Genomic DNA, 18,850 nt, shown 5'->3' on the forward strand with positions numbered 1-18,850 from the left:
ATTCGCGAAACTCTCTGATCGTCGCTGCGCTGCGATCGCAGTCTGCGTCCTCCTGACGAGCATGGGCTTCCTACTCCACATCATGGGGCACCGCTCTTGACCGTCAGGCTGACAGGGACGTCGACCGTCTGCACCCCATCCTGATCGACCGTGGCCCGAATCGTGAACTGCACGGTCTGTGATTCTGCTTTTTCGACAGCGACAATGTTGAGGACCGCATGCGATTCCCCGGGCTCCAGCTGTTGGGGCGCGGCCTCGATTATTCCGTTGACGGAACGTCCCTGCAGTGCGAGGGACACCGGTCCTTCAAAACCATTCTGACGGGTCACCTGCACTTCGATCGACAGCGGAGTCTCCGAAGAGAGGACCGCATCCGGCGGGAGTTTGGCCGTCAGGTGAACCGGCGCCGGTTTCACCGTCAGGACCACCGGAGTCACGGGAGGATTGAAATGCACTTGCCGGGGCTCGGCCTCGCGGATGGCCTCATTCATCTCCCGCTCGGCGTTCTGTCGGGTCCGGTCGATCGCAGTGAACGATTCTTCGGCCGCTTTCTCGACCATTTCGGATTGCGAAAAAGCGTTCTCAGCAGCACTCAACTCGGTTTGCGCCTTCCGCAACTCCAGCTGCGCGGACTGCAACGCACTTTCTGATTGAGTGAACATCAGCTGCTGGGCCTTCAGCCGGGCCTTGGCCGTCTCGTTGAGTTGATGAGCCGCCTCTTTGCGAGCCGCTTCTGCGGAGTGTGTTTCTGTGGCCAGCTCCTGGGCGGTCTTCAGTGCATCGCGGGCGAGAAGCAGATCGCTGCGGGATTTTCTGAGTTCTTCCACCGCTTTCACGGCTGCGTCGAGATCCCCCTGATTCAGCGGCACGACCGCCGGAGCGCCCCCCTGCCCCGATTCCGATTCCCCTCCGGCGGGTTGCACGCCTTCCGGAAGGGTCTGCTCGCGCAAACGCTGCAGCGCCGCTTCCGCCGCCGCCAGCTGCTTCTCCGTCTGGGCAATCAGATCGTCGTGCGCTTTCAGCCGGGCTGCCGCAGCTTTCGCGCTCTGTTCTCCCTGCGTCCATTCTGCTGTCCTCTGGGACAGATCTTCAGAGGTCTGTTTGAACGTCTGCTCCGCCGCAGCCAAGATGGGCCGCAGGGCATCGAGTTCCTGCTGTTTCTGCGACAACACTGACTGCGCCAGATGCTGTTTCTGATAGGCCCCGTTGAGAGCCGCTGCAGCATCCGCTTTCTTTTTCCCCGCCGCATCCACAATTTTGCGGGCGTTCTCCGCCTGTTGCCGGAAGCGTTCGTGCCGCTCTTTCATGCGTTCGGCCCGAGCCGGGTTGCGCCGCAACGTGACTTCCGATTGACCACGCAGATCGAGCGTATAAACGCCGGGAGCCAGCTGATCCCCGATGAACAGTCGCAGCTGTTCGGCCTGCAGCCCTTCACCAAACGGCATCGGGGTGACATCGAGTCCGGCAGGATTCTCGCCGGCCTGGGCCTGAACCGTCACCTTCCCCTGAAACTCTCCCCGTCGATACAGAGAGACCGGAATCTGCAGCTCACTCCCCTGACAGGCTTCCAGCTGATGAACATCAGCCAGCAGCTGAAACGGAGCAGCATCCTGCATGACGCTGACGTACACTCCATCGGTGATGCGGCAAATGGCAGGCTGCACATCGTGGAAACTCCAGATGACGGTGGCGGCACGAACTCCCCGCGTCACCTGTCGGACGGTGGCGACTCGCTGCTCCTGAGCGGTCCGCAGATGTTCGATCAGTCCCGATTTCTTCTGCTCCAGTTGTGCCAGTTCCGCATCGCGTCGACGCTGAGCCTCCTGCAGCTTAGCCAGTTCCTGCTGACGGAATTCCGAACGTTTCCGCAGCGACTCATCATCCGGCTTCGCCTGGGCGGCTTCCCGCGCTGACTGCGCCTGCAGTGTGGAATCGGCCAGTGCGGTCGCATTCCGGCCTGTCGCATTCCGCAATTCGTTCAACGAGTTCTCGACGCCGGCGAGTTCCTTTTTCAGCGTCAACTCCGCCTGTTGAGCCCGAGGGTCATTGACGTCGGCCGTTCCCAGCAGTTCCACGCGGTACAACCCGGGCTGAATTTCATCCGTCGCGGTCAGGACAACCTGTCCCGAATTCTCTTTGGCGCCGATGACCACGGAAGGGCACGCCAGACCGGGGGGAAGCTGCGAAGCCGTAATCCGCACCGGACCTTCAAAACCATCCCTGCGAAAGACGTAAACCGTGTATTGCAGGTTGTCGCCCCGGCGTAATCCGGCCGGCCAGACCTGTCCCGGCATCGGCGGAGTCGGCACAGCCACCAGCCGGAAATCGGGCGTCAACGGCCGGACCGCCAGACGATAGAACAGACTCGGGTCTCCGCGAGATTCGCCATAACGATCACGCAGGCGGATTTCGTACAGCCCGCTCTCCGGAATCTCGACCCGCACGGTCGGATCGTCAGTCCGGGTCTCAAACAGGTTCATGCTCAGGTTGGAAACCACATCATCCTGCGCGGCGATCTGCTTGAAGGTCTCTACTCCGTCCGCATTGGTTTTCACCTGCTGCAGCGTCAGGACCGGGTCGGCCAGACTGCCGCAGCGTTCACTGCAGACATCGATGGCCAGCAGTTCTCCCGCCTGGGCTTCGAACCGGAAGAGATCGAGATCGCGAGGGGTACCGAACGTGCCGCAGATTTCCATCGGCAACATCAGTCGCTGGGCCTGTCCGGAGAGGCCGTTGGGCTCGGCTTCTTTCTGCACGGGCCCGGGAGAAATGCCGATTCGGACCGGATTCGAGGTTTGTCCGGCTGCGGTCTGCAATCGATACGTAAACGCATCCTGCCCCGCAGCGAGCGGACTGGTCCGCTGGTCCGTCGACAGTCGGTCCACTTCGTCGGGAACTGCAATTTGGACATCCAGTTTTTCCAGCGTCTGACCGCGCAGCTGCTGACCTGTGAGTTGTCCACCGGGGAGGTTATAGCCCCACAGCGTGAACGTGCCGGTGACACCGGCTGTGGCTGCGGGAGGATCAATCAGCTCGATGTAAGGATCGGTATTCACTGCCAGGCGATAACCGTATTCGGGGCCTCCCCGATAGGTGAGATCATGCAGCTGAATGAGATATTCCCGATCGGCGGGGACATCGAAGAGAATGACCGGGTCGTCCCCTTTGACGTTTCGGGACGTGGCCAGCCGGCGACGACCGGTGTTGTCGTACACGGAAATCACACCGTGCAACCGGGAGTCGATCCTCTCTCCCCAGCAGTCGATGACGATTCGCTGTCCCTTCTTGCCAAAGAAGCGGAACCAGTCGACATCGTTCGCGGCGTCCAGGCAGCCGTTCGCCACGGTATTCAGATCAATCCAGGTCGCCCGCTGCGGAGTATTGTTCTCGCCGCTCTCTTTCAGCTCCGGACGCGATCCGACAAGAAATCGACGGGGATTGCTGTACCCCCACAATCCTCCACAGCGGACCTCATAAGTTCCGGGGGGAACATCGGCCGGGATGCGGACCGTGAACTGGTCTTCACTGGCGGTCATCTCTCCATCCCGCTCGACCATCTTGGGGCGGGCGGTGATCCCCGGATGCGAAAACGCGAGCTGCTTCAGATCATCGAGATCGGAACCGGCGGTGATTCTGACGTCGAACTCGGTGCCGACCTGTCCTCCCGCGGGCGCCACAGCAAACAGGACTGTCTGCGGCAACTGGCCCGGCGCGATCCGGGACAATCCCAGACACAGGATCACGACAAGACAGATTCGCGTTACGGCAGACATCGGAGACCCGTCACAGGGGAGGAGACACAGGCAAACAGCACGCAGGGCTCAGTGAAACAAAAGACGGAGTGAAACAAAGGAATTAGTGGTTAAACAGGAACTCTTTGGTATTGATCAACGCCCAGAGAATGTCCTCATAGGCCATCGTGATCTTGTCGGCATGACGTTCGATATGTGCCAGCGCGATCTGCACCTCTTCAGGCTGCGGGTCACGGGCATAGACCCAGCGATACAGCTCACGGACCCGCTCCTCATGCGGACGATCACTCTGCCCGGCGAGGAGGTGGGCCCGACCTCCGGCCGAGGCAATCTTGTTCTGCACGTCCTGACTGTTCAGCAGATGCAGACTCTGCGCCAGATTGGCCGCCTGTGACCGTTCGCATTCGCAGGCGCTGTCTCCCTGCGGCTGACCAAACACCCGCAGGAAGTAAGGCGCGGTCGACACATCGGGAAGCTCCACAGCCCGCGTGCCGGGGGGCATCCCCTGAAAGGTCTGCGACGACAACGTGACCTGATGAAAAGCGTCGTACAGAGCCTCAGCGGTCAGACGTTGCGGGTAATAGCGGGAAAAGTTCTGCTTGTCTTTCAGATTGAACTCATTGGGAGTTGAACTCAGCTGGTACGTCGACGACTGGCAGATGGTGCGAATCAGCTGCTTCAGGTCGAAGTCGCTTGCGATGAACGACTCGGCCAGTCGGTCCAGCAGTTCGGGATTCGTTGGGGGATTGGTGGCCCGCATATCGTCTTCGGGCTCGACCAGTCCCCGGCTGAAAAAGTGCTTCCAGTAGCGGTTTACCAGGGCCCGGGCAAAGAACGGGTTCTCCGGATCGGCCATCCAGTCTGCCAGATAAAACCGGGGATCACGATCCGACGGAATCTGCACCGCCGGTTGCCCCAACGGGGAGGGTGGCCGCATGACTCCGCTCCGGGGATTCGGACTCTGCGCCACTCCGTCGTTGTGATAAATGCGTCGATCACGGGAGTTCCGCGCCACTTCCGCACCGAGTTCCTTCTTCCCGATTCGGCTGAAGAAGGCGGCCAGCCCGTAGTAGTCATCCTGGCTCCAGCGCTCGTAGGGATGATGGTGACAGCGCGCACACTGGATGCGCACACCGAGGAAGAGCTGCGCGGTGTCTTCCACCTGTTGATCCAGGCTGGCGACTTCCCGGTACCACGTGACGGGCGGGTTCAGCCCCGGGTCGCCGCTGGCGGTCACAATGTCGCGCACAAACTCATCGTACGGTTGATTGCGGTAGAGGCTGTCCCAGATCCACTGGTGAAAATTGAATGTCCCCGCCTGATCTCCATCCTGCCGCTTCTTGTTGCGGAGGATCATGTTCCACTTGTTGGCGAAATAGTCGGCATACTCCGGCCGATTCAGCAGTTCCTCGATCAGGCGGTCACGCTTCTCCGGGCTGCTGTCCGCGAGGAACTCCCGGACCTCCGGTTCCGTCGGGAGGGTCCCGGTAATATCGATCGAGACCCGCCGCATGAACGTGGCATCATCACAGAGCGGAGAGGGAGGAATCCCCAGTGATCGCAGCTTGCGAAAGACTTCGTCATCGATGAAGTTGCGCGACGGAGGGGTTTCCGTCACAGCCACTCCGAGCGGAATCGTGGCGCGGAAGGTTGCGACCTGCCCCTGATAACGAGCCATCACCGCCACTTCCCCGGACAGATCGAGCGTGGAGACCAGACCGGTCTCCGAACTTTCCGCCAGTTCGACATCGTTAGGCTCGAAGATCGCCATCCGTGTCACATCTTCCCGCGTCCCATCGGTGTAGATGGCGTGCACGGCCAACTGCTGTTGCCGGCCCTGATCCATGACACTCTCGGCCGGAAGACATTCGATCCGGGCCACGACCGGATCGGTCGGACTGCCGAACGGCATCCCCTGTTCGATCCAGCGCCGGAGCATCCGATATTCGTAGCTGTTTTTCTCGAGCCGTTTTCCTCCACCGTGCGGCATCTCACCCAAGGGCTTGGTGAGAATCAGACTGCGCTCGGGAGCGGCCGGAAAAATTCGACGGGCCCGACTCTCCTTGACGAGGAATTCGTAATCGTCTTCCGGATGAAAACCGAGCAGCGAGAGCTTGAAGCCGTTCTGGCCGCTCGCCTTGCCATGACAGCCCCCTCCATTACATCCCAGTTTGGTAAAAATGGGGACGATCTGATTCGTAAAGTTCAGCGGACGGGCACGATGAAAGTCGACGACAGTGACGGGAAGTGAATCGGTTTCCCCCTGATAGCTGGCAACGATGGTCGCCGTCCCATCTTCCAGCGGAGTCGCCACTCCGCCCGCGTCCACATGCACGATGCCAGCCGGTTCGCAGCGGTAAGTCACCTCGCGCGTCGCATCATGACTTTTGCCGGCCGCATCGCGAGCCGTCACAAACAACTGCACCCGTGCATCGGGGCCCGAGATCGAGAGTCCCCCCTCCAGACGGGGACCGAGCTGCAGCGCGAGCCCCTCACCATTGGCAGAGAGATCTGCAGGCAAAAGCAGACACAGGCCGAATAAAAACAGCACGCAACTGGCTTTGGAATTCATCCCGAAGTCCTCACCGCAAAACGCTTTGTTACCACGCAATCCCTGCGAGGCGGCTAGCCCGGCCTCCTGCAACATATCAACGCCTGTCGGGCTGTTCAAGCAGGGAGAATCCCGGGATGTGCCCGGCACCGCGGGGGCGACCGCACGCCGCTTGAGCCTCTCTCAGGCGTCTTCCCCATTATAGCGCTCGCCGTCCTGGAGAATTCGCCAATCGGCAAGGTGCCTGAAAATGCCCGGTGATGCAAAAACGGGACGCGTTCGTGATGTTTTTTTGAAACTGTTCCCAGGCATGTTGCGTTTAGGGAACAGGCAAGATTTTTCCGGCAGGCAATCCGCAACAGGCAGGAAACTTGTAACCTCTTGCCATGACAGGAGCTGAGAAAAACCGCGTCCGCTGGAAAATCGACTGTTGTGGAAGGGGAACATCCTTTGCCAAGCTGGCGGGAATGCTCGTTCTCGCATCATCACCGCTCCCCCGTAGTGAACTGACCTATGTCGCATTTCGGCTGGCGTGCCTCGACACGCGAGAACGACTGGAGCTGGCACACCAGTTGGACCTCAATCACGAGCGGAACTTCGGCTATCTGACGGAAGTCCCGTTCCTGAAGAATGTCCCGGTGCAGGTTCAGCTCGATATCCTGCTCTCCACCTGGAAACGGCATCAGGACATCATTCCCCATCGGGCCACGCTGCTGGAAGAGAGTGTGCTCTACGCCACCTGTGAAACGGCAGCTCGGATGATCCGCACCGAGCCGGAGATCGCCCGGCGACTCCTCGCCCGCGGACCGGCCCCCTGCGAGCGGTTACTCGACTTGCAGTATGCCGACGCCTTGCAGAAGCATCACCTGCAGCACGCACAGGAAGGACTCTTCCTGCTGATCAGCCAGTTTCAGGACATCCCCCCCGATGCCGCAGTCCCGCTCAAACGGAAGTACGGTCTGACCCGTGACGCTGCGGAGTGCCTGTTCGAGGCCCTCGGACGCTGGTACGTCTCGGAAGGAATTCTGGATTCCGCTCAGGGATTATTAACCCGCGTCGAAACCGATCAGCTGCGCTGGCTGCTGAATGTCACGAAGTGTTGTCACCCCGGTTGATCCGCCCCGAGCCCTCCCCACAGCGAGAGCTCTTGCGGCGCTCCGTAACGGGCATCGCCCGAAGAATGCAGGAGTGCACGTCTGGCGCGCATGAGGAGCCGATCGAGGGCGAGACGATTCTATTTCGCCGAAGCCGGTTTGCGGCGGGCGCGGGGTCGACGCGGTTCAATCGAAGCGACCGCCAGTTGCGTACTCGGAGCACTCATTGTCGGCTCAGGGGCTCCTTCGAGTGCATCCCCCGGCTGAATTCCCGCCAACCGCTCCAGTCCGAAGCGGACATAATCGGGTGAGAGGTCGAACCCGACGTACTCCCGCCCCAGCTTGCGCGCCACCGCCAGAGTCGTCGCACTTCCCGAGAAGGGATCGAGCACCGTCTCACCGGGCTGCGAGCAGATCCGGATGATCCGCCCCAGCAACTGCTCAGGCATTTGACAGCCGTGGAAGCCGGCCCGCTCTTTGAACGTACCGGCCACACGGGGAAAGTACCAGGTGTCTTCCGAGGAGCTGAATTTTTCGGCAATATCCTGTGGACGCAGAATCCAGGTATCGTCCGGCAATCGACCTTTGGGATTGGCCCGCTTGTCGTTGTAGACGAGCTGTCGCGCGGAGGGGATGCGATTCTCCAGTTCGTCAGCACGAAATGTAAACCGGGCTGGATCTTTCACGAAGTAAAACAGATGGGCATGCGACCGGCTGAACTTCTGCGCACAATTCACCCCGAATGTGTAGTACCAGACCACCCAGCTGCGGCAATGAAAGCCGACCTTCTGACTTTCGATCTTCAATTCGGCGGCATACTCATCGCCGATCGCCAGCCAGAACGTTCCATCCGGTTTCAGCACACGGTGCACGGCGGAGATCCAGTCCCGTGACCAGCCCAGGTAATGCTCCGACTCTTTCGCATCCTGATAGACGTCGTACTCATAACCAATATTGAACGGGGGATCTGCGAACACCAGATCCACACTCTCCGCCGGCAGCGAGTTCATTCCCGTCACGCAGTCCAGATGATGAATCGTATTGAGCGGTAAGGTCATGTCGTTTCCATCCCTGGTCGGTCGAGGGGGGGCGGGGGGCATTCGTCACATAGTAGATCATGAGGCCCCCAAGCGCCAGTTTCCTGGCGGTGCCCCGCCCGACATTCATTCAACTCGCACGGGGGGGCAGGCCGATTCTGTACTGCTTCGCAGTTCCCGCCGAATCAGGACTCGCGCGGACCGAATGTCAGCGGACCGCGCGAGGGCTTGTAGCGATAGCCGATCCCGCGAATGGTTTCGACACGGTCGGCACGATCACCCAGCTTCTTCCGAAGTGCGCGAATGTGAACATCGATCGTCCGCTGCATCGAATTGGCATCTTCACCGCGGCAGCAGTCGAGCAACTCGTTGCGGCTGAACGTTCTGCCCGGCTGACGGGCCAGCGTCCAGAGCAGGCGGAACTCCGTTGGAGTCAACGGAAGTTCTTCTCCGTTGAGCCTGACCAGATGACTGGTCTGATTGATCTCAATGCCGTCGATGACCAGTTCCTGCTGTTCCTCGTCGACCTGTGGACGCCGCAGCAGCGCCTTCACCCGCTCCACCAGTGGCTTCACGCGAAACGGCTTGGCCACATAATCATCCGCCCCCATGTTGAAACCGACGATTTCATCGGTCTCTTCCCCCTTGGCGGTCAGAATCAGAATCCGAATGTTTTTCGTTTTGGGATCACTCCGCAGCTGCCGGCAGACCTGCAGGCCATCGGGCGGGGGGATCATCAGATCCAGCAGCACGATATCGGGGGGGTGCTGCTGACACTTCCGCAGCGCCTCGCGGCCATCGGCCGCTGTGGCCACATCAAAGTTTTCTCGCTGGAAGTTGTAGACGAGTCCCTCGAGGATGGCAGGATCGTCTTCGACAATCAGTATCCGGGGTTTGTTCATTGCGTCGTCTGTTCGGACTGTTCGAACTTGCGGATGTGGCGAATGATTCGCCCTTCCACGAGGTACACGACATCTTCAGCAATATTCGTGGCATGATCCGCGACCCGTTCGACATGACGGACTGCGGAAAACAGATGCATCAGCGCATCCAGGTGCTCCGGTGAGCGGTGCATATACTCGATCAGCTGGTTGATGAGGCCCCGATTCATTTCATCGATGGCATCGTCATCGCGGCAGACCTGACGGGCCAGGTCGTTATTGAGATCGACATAGGCGTCGATACTGCGGTGCAGCATGTCGACGGAACGTTCCGCCATTTCCTTGAGCTGATCAGGCACTGTAATCTGAGGGACGCTGAGCAGGCTGCTGGCGCGCTCGGCGATGTTCACCGCCAGATCCGCCACCCGCTCCAGTTCACCCGAAATTTTCATCACGGTCGTAATGCGGCGCAGGTCGATCGCCACGGGCTGATAGAGGGCCAGAATTTTCAGACAGGCATCTTCAATCCGCACGTCCCAGCGGTCGATCTCGATGTCTTCAGCGATCAGCTTGCGGGTCTCTTCGTAGTCCGGCGCGGAGAGCTCGGCCACCGCCCGGTGAATCATGTCTTCGACGCGGGCGCACATCGACAACAGGTCCCGATGCAGTTCCGCCAGATCATTTTGCATGTGAACAGACATGAGCTTCTCGTTTCTCTCTAAGCTGTCTGAGCCGACAGCCGGGCATCAGTCTTGTCGCGTCAACCCGGGACCGGAGCGAGCGACCTGTCGTTCCGGCCACACCGGCCGATGTTTCAGCCGAAGCGGCCGGTGATGTAATCCTGCGTTTTCTTTTCCTGGGGATTGGTGAACAGGGAATCGGTGTCCCCCACCTCGATCAGCTTGCCTTCATAAAAGAACGCGGTGAAGTCACTGACCCGCGCAGCCTGCTGCATGTTGTGGGTGACGATCACGATCGTGTAGTTCTCTTTCAGTTCGAAGATCAGGTCTTCGATGCGGGCGGTACTGGCCGGATCGAGAGCCGATGCCGGTTCGTCCATCAGCAGCACTTCCGGATCGGTCGCCAGAGCGCGGGCAATGCACAACCGCTGCTGCTGCCCCCCCGAAAGAGCCATCGCCGAGTCTTTCAGCCGGTTCTGCACTTCTTTCCAAAGTGCGGCCCTCTGCAGCGAGGTCTCCACAATGTGCGCGAGCTTTTCGCGATCATTCAGTCCGGCAATCCGCGGGCCGTAAGCGATGTTGTCGAAGATCGACTTGGGAAACGGAGTCGACTTCTGAAAGACCATGCCGACCCGCTTGCGGAGCGAGACGACATTGACATCCGGGGCGTAGATGTTCTGATTTTCCAGCAACAGTTCCCCGGAATGCCGCGTGCCGTCGATGATGTCATTCATGCGGTTCATTGTCCGCAGGAACGTGCTCTTGCCACAGCCGCTGGGACCGATAAAGGCGGTCACCGCCCGTTCGGGAATCGCAATGGAAATATCGAACAGGGCCTGATTGTCACCGTAGTAGAAGTTGAGATGCCGCGCCTCAATCTTGGTGGCGCGCGTCTCTTTGACGGGCTCTCCGTTGCTCGAAGAGCGTTTGACCAGACCTGTAAAGGAAGATGCCGAATTGGGCATGATGGATCTTGAACGGTTTACCAGCGCAGATGTTTACCGAACCGGTTGCGGATATAGATTGCCAGGCCGTTCAACATCAGCAGAATGGCCAACAGCACCACAATACCGGCTGAGGCGACCAACTTGAACTGCGGATTCGATTGACGGACCCAGTTGAAGATTTGAATCGGAATCACGGTAAACGTGTCGAAGGGCACCCGCAGCAGGTCATCCGGATGCTGCACCAGCGATGACAGGCTGTCGATGTACCCCGGGGCGAAGTTCACGAAGGTCATCGCTCCCAGCATCACCAGCGGAGCACTTTCGCCGATCGCCCGGGAGACCGCGAGGATGATGCCGGTCATGATTCCCGGCAAGGCTGCCGGAAGAATCTGGTGACGAATTGTCTGCCAGCGCGTCGCTCCCAGCGCCAGCGAAGCATGACGTAACGAGGGGGGAATCGCCCGCAGCGCCTCCTGCGACGCAATGATAATGACCGGCAGAATCAACAGAGCCAGCGTCAACGCACCGGAGATCACCACCCGGCCGAACGGCAGCGGAATCAGATAGGTCTCGCTGGCAGAGATCCAGAAGAAGCCTTCAATCGTGACTCCTGTCAGCCGCTGCAGAGTTCCCTGCGGACCAAAGAAGCCGAACATCCGGGCGAAGACCGTCAGTCCCAGAATCCCATAGACAATCGAAGGGACGCCGGCGAGGTTGGCCAGATTGATCCGGATCAACCGGTTCAGCCAGTTGTCCGCGGCATACTCTTCCAGATAAACCGCCGCACCGACTCCGACCGGAACCGCGAAGAGAATCGTCAGCAGAATCACCCAGCCGGTTCCGAGAATCCCCGCCAGAATCCCGGCTGCGGCCGGCTTGCGGGAATCGAAACTCGTCAGAAACTGCCAGTCGAGTGCCCCCCAGGCATCTTTGGTCACCGCAATCAGCAGGACACCCAGCAGTACCACGCTGGACCAGGTCGCCGCACGACAAAGCCGGCCAAAGAAATGATTCTCGGGCTTTCCGTCGCTCAGGGGGCGCGGTGCCGAAGGAGGTTCAACACGAGGAGCTGCCGCAGGAGGGAGACTCACTGGTACACCTCCCGGAAGCGCTGCATGACCCGTTGCGAGACGATGTTCATCACCAGCGTCATGCAGAACAGCGTGAGTCCGACGGCGTACAGGCTTTTGTATTCGATCGAACCGGCCGGCGTATCCCCCAGACTGATATTCACCATGAAGGCGGTCATCGTCTGGATTGATCGGAGCGGATTGAGTGTCAGCACGGGACTTTGTCCGGCGGCGATCACCACCGCCATCGTCTCGCCGATGGCGCGGGAAATGGCGAGGAGGAACGAAGCAATGATCCCCGATGTGGCGGCAGGCACCACGACCCGCAGGCAGACATCGTACTTGGTGGAACCAAGAGCATAACCCGCTTCGCGCAGGCTGCGGGGAACCGCCCGCAGAGCATCTTCACTGAGGGAACAGACCATCGGGATGATCATGATACCGACCACGAGCCCCGCACTCAGCGCATTGAAGCCGTCCACGTTCAGCCCGAAGAAGTCCTGAAAGACCGGACGCAGCAGATACGGGGTGATGAACTCCAGCGCGAAGTAGCCGTACACCACGGTCGGAATCCCCGCGAGGATTTCGAGGAACGGTTTGACATTCCGCCGGACCCGGGGAGACGCGTACTCGCTGAGGTAGATGGCAGCCAGCATTCCCACCGGCAGGCCCGTCAGGGCTGCGATTCCGGCAACAAGCAACGTGCCGCACAGGAGGGGCAATACTCCGAAGTGCTGATCGGCAAACTGCGGCGCCCAGATCGTGCCGAAGAAGAACTCCCTGAAAGAGACCCGCTGAAAAAAGGCCGGTTCCCCCGTGAACGAGTACACCGACTCCGAGAACAGCACAAAAATGATCCCCAGCGTCGTGGCGATGGAGACCAGCGCACAGACTCTCAGCAGGAATTCAATGACCTGCTCTTTGAATCTGGAGACAGTGTATTGCTTGCGCAAAGACAATCAGACGTTCCGTGCTGCGGGCTGTCAGGGAGAGGGAGTAGACGGCGAGGTGGGGATGGCGGCCTCCAGAGCTTTGATCTGGTGGGCGTAGTCCTCCTCTGCCAGCGGAATATAACCGACTTCCGGAATCAGGGCGCGTCCCTCCGGGGAGAGATAATATTTCAGAAACTCAACAGTGAGGGGCCGTCGCAGCGCCTCTGTCGAGACGTAGACATAGAGGGGACGCGACAGCGGCTTGTAGCGGCCATTTTCAATCGTTTCCTGCGTCGGAGTGACAGCCTCCCCCTCATCGGAAACCGCAACCGCCGTCACCTTTCCCTTGTTCTCGATGTAGTACGCGTAACCGAAATAGCCGAGGGCGAACTTGTCTCCCGCAACTCCGGTCACCAGGAAGTTATCGTCCGCGCTTTGCTGATAGTCGCTGCGTGACGCCTTGGATTTGTGGCAGACCGCTTCGGTGAAGTAGTCAAACGTCCCCGAATCGGTATCCGGACCGAACAGTTTCAGCGGCTGATCCGGATACTGGCTGTTGATTTCCGACCATTTCCGGATGGTGCTTCCCGGTTCCCAGATCTTTTTGAGCTCGGCGATCGAAATCGATTTCATCCAGTCGTTTTGCGGATTGACCGCAACCGTCAGACCGTCGAGTGCGACCTTCAACTCCAGATACCCGACACCGTTCTTTTCACAGGCGGCCGCTTCCGCAGCCGAGATCGGTCGCGACGCATTGCAGATGTCGATCTCGCCGTGACTGAACTTCTTGAAGCCTCCCCCGGTCCCGGAGGTTCCCACAGGAACGCGAACCCGGGGATGAGTGTGAGAGAACTCTTCAGCGATGGCAGAGGTAATGGGAGCAACCGTGCTGGAGCCGTCAATCATGACCACAGGAGCGGGTCCAGAGCCACCACAACCGGCCCACAGGAGGCAGACCGCCGCGCAGAAACTGAGGCAGTTCAGCCGCATGAAAACACCTTCCCCCTTCACCAGTCTTGCTCTTCCCGATCATTCTCACGGTAAACCGTAGGCAAGTTCGGTGAAGGATGCCAACGAACAATTGTTAAGAGTTGATGAAGAGGCCCGACTCTTCCCCTCCCGCGCCGAGACGATGGCCACCACATTTGATCCGTAAGACCCTATAGAGTCACAAGTTCAGCCGACAATGCCGGTTCTGCGAGAGCGAGGCCGGCCCCCGTCTCTCTCCTAAATCGCAGGCTTCGCCGCTCGATTGCCAGCCTCTGAAAGAGGCTTGTCGAGAAAACGCGTGGCAAAGCCACTCGGGTCTCCATAACCCAGCCTGCGGTAGAGACGTTCGGCATCAGGATTGGCCAGACGAACTTCCAGCGTGACTTTCGTTCCCCCCAGACTCCGAGTCTGCTCCTCCACCGCCTCCAGTAACCGAGTCCCAACCCCCTGCCCCCGATACGCTTTCAGCACGGAGAGATCGTGCACGTTGACCAGCGGCCGCGAAGAGAATGTGGAAAACCCGCGAAAACAGATCGCCGCTCCGATCACGACTGCCTGATCCCACGCCAGCAGCACGAACGCCCCCGGTGTCTCCCGAATCCCGGGGACCATCCGCTCACAGACCTCGTCCGGGAGCCGCTGACCACCCCCATGCGGCTCCTGCGCGTAAGCATTCACGATCTCGACAATGGCCCGCGCCTGTTCCGGGTCATTCAGATCTGCGAGCCTGACAACAACATCCAGAGGTCGTGACATGAGCAAAAAGGGTCGGAGTCTGAAAATTGGGAACCGAAATCTCGCCCGGAGAATCGGTTGGCTCCGGGAGAAAATTTGCCGATTGAAAAAACTGGAGGGGCAACCCGACAAAAACAGCCCCCAACTTAAGGACACCGTCGCATTTCACTCAAGCCTGCCGCATCATGAACTGGACGAGCCTGCTGAGAATCACTGTGTGCCTGTGGTCCCTGTCAGCGACCACCTGGGCTCACGAAACGGACCACCACCTGCCTGCCCGCCTGGGAACCCCACCCCCTTCGACACTGGAGCCGGGCTCCCTGCTTGATCCGGATCCCCCACCCGCCCCTGAGACAGACTCTCCTCCAGAACCGACGACTCGCTCCGCCTTAACTGCCATGTCTGTTTTTGGCACAGCGAACGAGATGCCCCCACTGGTGCTCTTCAATGACCAGCAGGGAATGACTCTTTCCAGCCTGGAACCACCCGTCCCTTTTGCGTGGTATCCACCTGCCGCCGGGATGGGGGGATTTCCCCCGGTCCCCAAGATCATCGAGCACGGCAACTCCCTCCACGAGGCGATCGAGCAAAACCTGACCGTCCGCTTGCGAAGCGGCGGTATTCTTCGGCCTTACGGCTACGCCCGGGGCGATCTCGACTTTGCCTCTCACCTGTTCAACAACATCCAAAGCCCGTTCTTCGTCCTGCCGGGGGACTCCTCCTACCTCCTCCCTGGAGCGACCCAGCCGGTCGACCCGAATCAGACCAATTACAGCCTCTACGCCCGGCTGACCCGTGTCGGACTCGAATACTACAGCCTGCCGGTGAAATCTCTGGACGGCGCTCTCGCCAGTGCCCGCACGGAAATCGACTTTCTCACATCAACTCCCGCGAACCCCGAATCGCGCCCCCTGCTGCGATTGCGACTGGCGTACGGGCAATTGACCTACGGAGACTGGACTTTCCTCGTGGGCCAGGACTGGGACCTGGCTTCCCCTCTCATCCCGTCGATCAACGACAACACCCTCCAATGGAACAACGGCAACACCGGCGACCGGCGACCACAGGTCAAGGCACTCTGGGATCACGACTTTGGGGACGGCTATCGCCTGCAGGTCCAGAACGGCCTCGCCCTGCTCAATGCGATCAACAGCCTGGACCAGGACCGGGACGGCATCCGGGACAACGAGTATTCCGGTGTCCCGGGCTACGAGGGGCGGATCGGATTTGTCGCCCCCAGCTGGGTTGAAGGTAAAAGAATGCTCGGCGGATTCTGGGGAGTGTGGGGGCTTCAAAAGACCAGCACACCTGTAAACGGACTCAACAGCTGGGAAACCTGGGCCTACGGAACCGACTTGCAGGTGCCACTCACGTCCTGGCTGACCTTTCGGTCCGAGTTCTTCCACGGAGCCAATCTTGACGACTTCCGCGGAGGAATCGCACAGGGGATCAACCCGGTGACGGGGCAGACCATTTCGACCACGGGCGGTTGGCTGGAACTCGTGACCCAGCCCGTCCCCTGGTACCAGACCTCCTTCGGGTACTCGGTAGATGATCCCCGCAACGCCGATGTCCCTCAGGGGGGACGCACCCTGAATCATTCGCTGTACATGGGTAATCGCCTGCTCCTGGGCAGAGGGATCATTGTGGGAGTCGACATGCAGCGCTGGGCGACAGAATGGCGAGGTCTGGAGACCGGTAAAGCATTCCTGTTCAAGACGTTTGCACAGATCGCCTATTGAAGCGGGAAGGAAGTTCCCTCAGTCGATCGCGACCGTCCGTCCCCCGGGAATCGCGGCGTGGTCCGCACGACACACGCCTGTCGGAATTCGGACCAGGATGTGTTGTGGGTCCGCTGAAGGCATCGCCTACAGAAACAGGGACAAAGATTCCGCGGACGCAACACGGGTCGCCCTGAACCGCCGGGACCGCCACCCCGGAATCCCATTTCCGCTCGGTTTCCATTGCACGTCTCACAGGTTTCCCTAGGATGGGCCGGTTTTCCAGGTTTCAGACAGATCGAAGAACGGATGCATCATGGCGGAACAAAAGGCAACGAACGTTCACTGGCACGCACATCGCGTTTCCACAGCAGACCGCAGAAAGCTGAACGGTCATAAGGGCTGTGTCCTGTGGTTCACCGGACTGAGCGCTTCCGGCAAGAGCACCGTGGCCAACACCGTGGACCACAAGCTCAACGAACTGGGCAAGCACACATACATTCTCGACGGTGACAACATCCGCATGGGGTTGAACAAGAACCTCGGCTTCTCGGCAGAAGACCGCGCGGAAAACATCCGTCGCATCGGCGAAGTGTCCAAGCTGTTCGCCGACGCCGGCGTGATCACCGTGACGGCGTTCATTTCTCCTTACCGTGCCGACCGCGATGCCGTGCGGGCCCTGATGGCTCCTGGCGAATTCGTGGAAGTGCTTGTCGATGCTTCGTTGGAAACCTGCGAAAAGCGGGACCCGAAGGGTTTGTACAAGAAGGCACGTGCTGGCGAGCTGAAGGGCTTCACCGGAATTGACGATCCGTACGAACCTCCGACCAACCCGGAACTGGTCCTCGACTCCAACACCAAGGGAATCGACGAACTGGCCGACGAAGTGATCGCCTTCCTGAAGGACAAGGGTTACCTGTCGCTGTAACCCGCGAAACAGGAACCCAGGTGTGGCGGACTGACCAGCCCCGAGAGGGACAGCTCTTCCGCTCACTCTGATCGACCACACATGACGCAGCGCTCTTCCGGGGGCGCTGCGTCATTCACGTTAAGGGCCCCATCAATCGAACAGCGCCCCCGCTTCGCCGACAACATTCGCGCCATCCACCCTGACCATGCCACGCCAACTGCCGGGTCACTCTTTGCGAATCCCTTGCTTTGACGGGAGGCGTCAGTCCGCGCAGCGCGCTCCTGACGAGCATTCCCGACAGCGCGCCAATTCGCATCTGCGCGGTCAGCGCAGTGGGGAATGATGGCATAATTCCCTAGAAAAATGTGCCTTTTTGCCAAGTTTGTCCGTGGTGGGCAATTGACAACCTCTGCAGTCCGGATTCTACTTAGCCAGCAATTCGCCATCTGCAATATCTTTGCCGAGCCATTTGAAAGGAGCCACGATGGCTGACAAGCCGCTGACCAAAACCCAGATTCTGAACGAACTCTCCGAGCGGACGAACCTGTCGAAGAAGGACGTCTCCGAAGTTCTGGAAAAGCTCGAAGCTCTGATCGAAGAGAATCTCGGAAAGAAGGGTCCTGGCATCTTCACGATTCCCGGCCTGATGAAGATCGCCATCAAGACCCGCAAGAAGCAGCCTGCCAAGCCAGGTATCAATCCTCGCACTGGCGAGAAGATCATGATCCCTGCCAAGCCAGCACGTCGCGTGGTCAAGGTGACCGCCCTCAAGAAACTGAAGGAAATGGTCTGATTTCCTCTTCGCACCGGCGTCCCATCACGCCAGCGCCCGCGAACATGACCCTGGTCGATTGACCGGGGTTTTTTCATGCGCGGTTCTGCCCCAACAGCTCTCGCCTGAACCACCGCCCCTGAACCGCAGCCCGAGTCGACTCCACGACGAACAACGGCGGAACAAACAGCGCCCGATCTCCTGCGCACAATGCCGATGATGCGCCGCTTCAGCACCGTTAGGCGAATCTTGCCTCTTCTGCTCATCCACGCGGCGTCCTGCATTTTACCTGCCGAAACGAGCGTTGCGGAGTTCACGCCCTGCGCAACCGCTGCCGGCATTTTCGCCTGCCTTGTGAAGTCAAACGACTGGGCTGATGCTGGGGAGAGAAGCGCTGGTAACGATCATCGACAGCTTGTAGACATTACGGGATCGGGGTGAAAATTTCTTTCATGACGCAATCCCCGATTCTGCAAGACGATCCCGCCCGCGACCGCGCAGGGGGGCAAGTTCATGGTTCGTTTACAATTGACTCACGCCCCCTTGGTAGTAGGATCACGCCCGTTGAGTGTGTGTGTTGTCTATCCAAAATCCCGTCATCTTCGACGCGATTTTTTTCAGCGAAAACCATCGCCGTAAACCGCGCTAGCCTGTGACTGTTCCTGTGGGGGCAGCAACGGAGTGCTGACGCTGTGTCGCATTACCGTCGTTGGACGTGTCTGCTTTCGTCATGTGTGGACGATGAAAGTACGGACCGACCGAGGCAGCGGGAGCGGCG

Annotated in this window: 14 protein-coding genes; 4 read left to right on the top strand and 10 right to left on the bottom strand. The window is 59.6% G+C overall.

Going from position 1 to position 18,850, the window contains the following annotated elements:
• Positions 1 to 80: 80 nt before the first annotated feature.
• Positions 81 to 3,773: a hypothetical protein gene (locus SH664x_RS20030; RefSeq protein ID WP_437203893.1), complete on the bottom strand. Its 3,693-nt coding sequence runs from the start codon at positions 3,771 to 3,773 to the stop codon at positions 81 to 83.
• 82 nt (positions 3,774 to 3,855) lie between these two features.
• Positions 3,856 to 6,324 carry a DUF1549 and DUF1553 domain-containing protein gene (locus SH664x_RS20035; RefSeq protein WP_437203895.1) on the bottom strand — a complete coding sequence of 823 codons (2,469 nt, stop codon included), beginning with the start codon at positions 6,322 to 6,324 and terminating at the stop codon, positions 3,856 to 3,858.
• 446 nt (positions 6,325 to 6,770) lie between these two features.
• On the opposite strand from SH664x_RS20035, the gene SH664x_RS20040 reads away from it, so the two are divergent.
• Positions 6,771 to 7,418: a hypothetical protein gene (locus SH664x_RS20040; RefSeq protein ID WP_437203896.1), complete on the top strand. Its 648-nt coding sequence runs from the start codon at positions 6,771 to 6,773 to the stop codon at positions 7,416 to 7,418.
• 119 nt (positions 7,419 to 7,537) lie between these two features.
• Here the strand turns inward: SH664x_RS20040 and SH664x_RS20045 are convergent, their stop codons facing one another.
• The 8 genes from SH664x_RS20045 to SH664x_RS20080 all read right to left on the bottom strand — a co-directional run bounded on the left by SH664x_RS20045 (position 7,538) and on the right by SH664x_RS20080 (position 14,690).
• Positions 7,538 to 8,455 (bottom strand): DNA-methyltransferase, encoded by a 918-nt coding sequence (locus SH664x_RS20045; RefSeq protein WP_437203897.1) that lies wholly within the window; start codon positions 8,453 to 8,455, stop codon positions 7,538 to 7,540.
• Positions 8,456 to 8,619: 164 nt separating this feature from the next.
• Entirely contained in the window at positions 8,620 to 9,336 is a 717-nt protein-coding gene (locus tag SH664x_RS20050) for a response regulator (RefSeq protein ID WP_437203899.1), read from the bottom strand.
• Positions 9,333 to 10,016, bottom strand: a complete 684-nt coding sequence (gene phoU, locus SH664x_RS20055) for a phosphate signaling complex protein PhoU (RefSeq protein ID WP_437203901.1) — start codon at positions 10,014 to 10,016, stop codon at positions 9,333 to 9,335. Before phoU ends, SH664x_RS20050 begins: the two co-directional genes overlap by 4 nt.
• A gap of 113 nt (positions 10,017 to 10,129) precedes the next feature.
• Positions 10,130 to 10,960, bottom strand: a complete 831-nt coding sequence (pstB, locus tag SH664x_RS20060) for a phosphate ABC transporter ATP-binding protein PstB (protein WP_437203903.1) — start codon at positions 10,958 to 10,960, stop codon at positions 10,130 to 10,132.
• 17 nt (positions 10,961 to 10,977) lie between these two features.
• Positions 10,978 to 12,033 (bottom strand): phosphate ABC transporter permease PstA, encoded by a 1,056-nt coding sequence (gene pstA, locus SH664x_RS20065; protein ID WP_437203905.1) that lies wholly within the window; start codon positions 12,031 to 12,033, stop codon positions 10,978 to 10,980.
• The gene (gene pstC, locus SH664x_RS20070; RefSeq protein WP_437203906.1) at positions 12,030 to 12,971 is read right to left on the bottom strand and encodes a phosphate ABC transporter permease subunit PstC; all 942 of its coding nucleotides are present in this window, start codon (positions 12,969 to 12,971) and stop codon (positions 12,030 to 12,032) included. The genes pstA and pstC overlap by 4 nt, the downstream gene beginning before the upstream one ends.
• A gap of 24 nt (positions 12,972 to 12,995) precedes the next feature.
• Entirely contained in the window at positions 12,996 to 13,934 is a 939-nt protein-coding gene (locus SH664x_RS20075) for a PstS family phosphate ABC transporter substrate-binding protein (RefSeq protein WP_437203909.1), read from the bottom strand.
• Positions 13,935 to 14,171: 237 nt separating this feature from the next.
• The gene (locus SH664x_RS20080; protein ID WP_437203911.1) at positions 14,172 to 14,690 is read right to left on the bottom strand and encodes an N-acetyltransferase family protein; all 519 of its coding nucleotides are present in this window, start codon (positions 14,688 to 14,690) and stop codon (positions 14,172 to 14,174) included.
• 164 nt (positions 14,691 to 14,854) lie between these two features.
• Between SH664x_RS20080 and SH664x_RS20085 the strand changes: the two genes are divergently transcribed.
• The 3 genes from SH664x_RS20085 (at position 14,855) to SH664x_RS20095 (ending at position 18,093) form a co-directional block, all read left to right on the top strand.
• Positions 14,855 to 16,411 carry a hypothetical protein gene (locus SH664x_RS20085; protein WP_437203914.1) on the top strand — a complete coding sequence of 519 codons (1,557 nt, stop codon included), beginning with the start codon at positions 14,855 to 14,857 and terminating at the stop codon, positions 16,409 to 16,411.
• A gap of 295 nt (positions 16,412 to 16,706) precedes the next feature.
• Positions 16,707 to 17,318: an adenylyl-sulfate kinase gene (gene cysC / locus SH664x_RS20090; protein ID WP_437203915.1), complete on the top strand. Its 612-nt coding sequence runs from the start codon at positions 16,707 to 16,709 to the stop codon at positions 17,316 to 17,318.
• 466 nt (positions 17,319 to 17,784) lie between these two features.
• Positions 17,785 to 18,093, top strand: a complete 309-nt coding sequence (locus SH664x_RS20095; protein WP_437203917.1) for an HU family DNA-binding protein — start codon at positions 17,785 to 17,787, stop codon at positions 18,091 to 18,093.
• Positions 18,094 to 18,850 lie beyond the last annotated feature (757 nt).

Source organism: Planctomicrobium aquicomposti (assembly GCF_051466325.1).
In the GTDB taxonomy this organism is placed as follows: domain Bacteria; phylum Planctomycetota; class Planctomycetia; order Planctomycetales; family Planctomycetaceae; genus Planctomicrobium.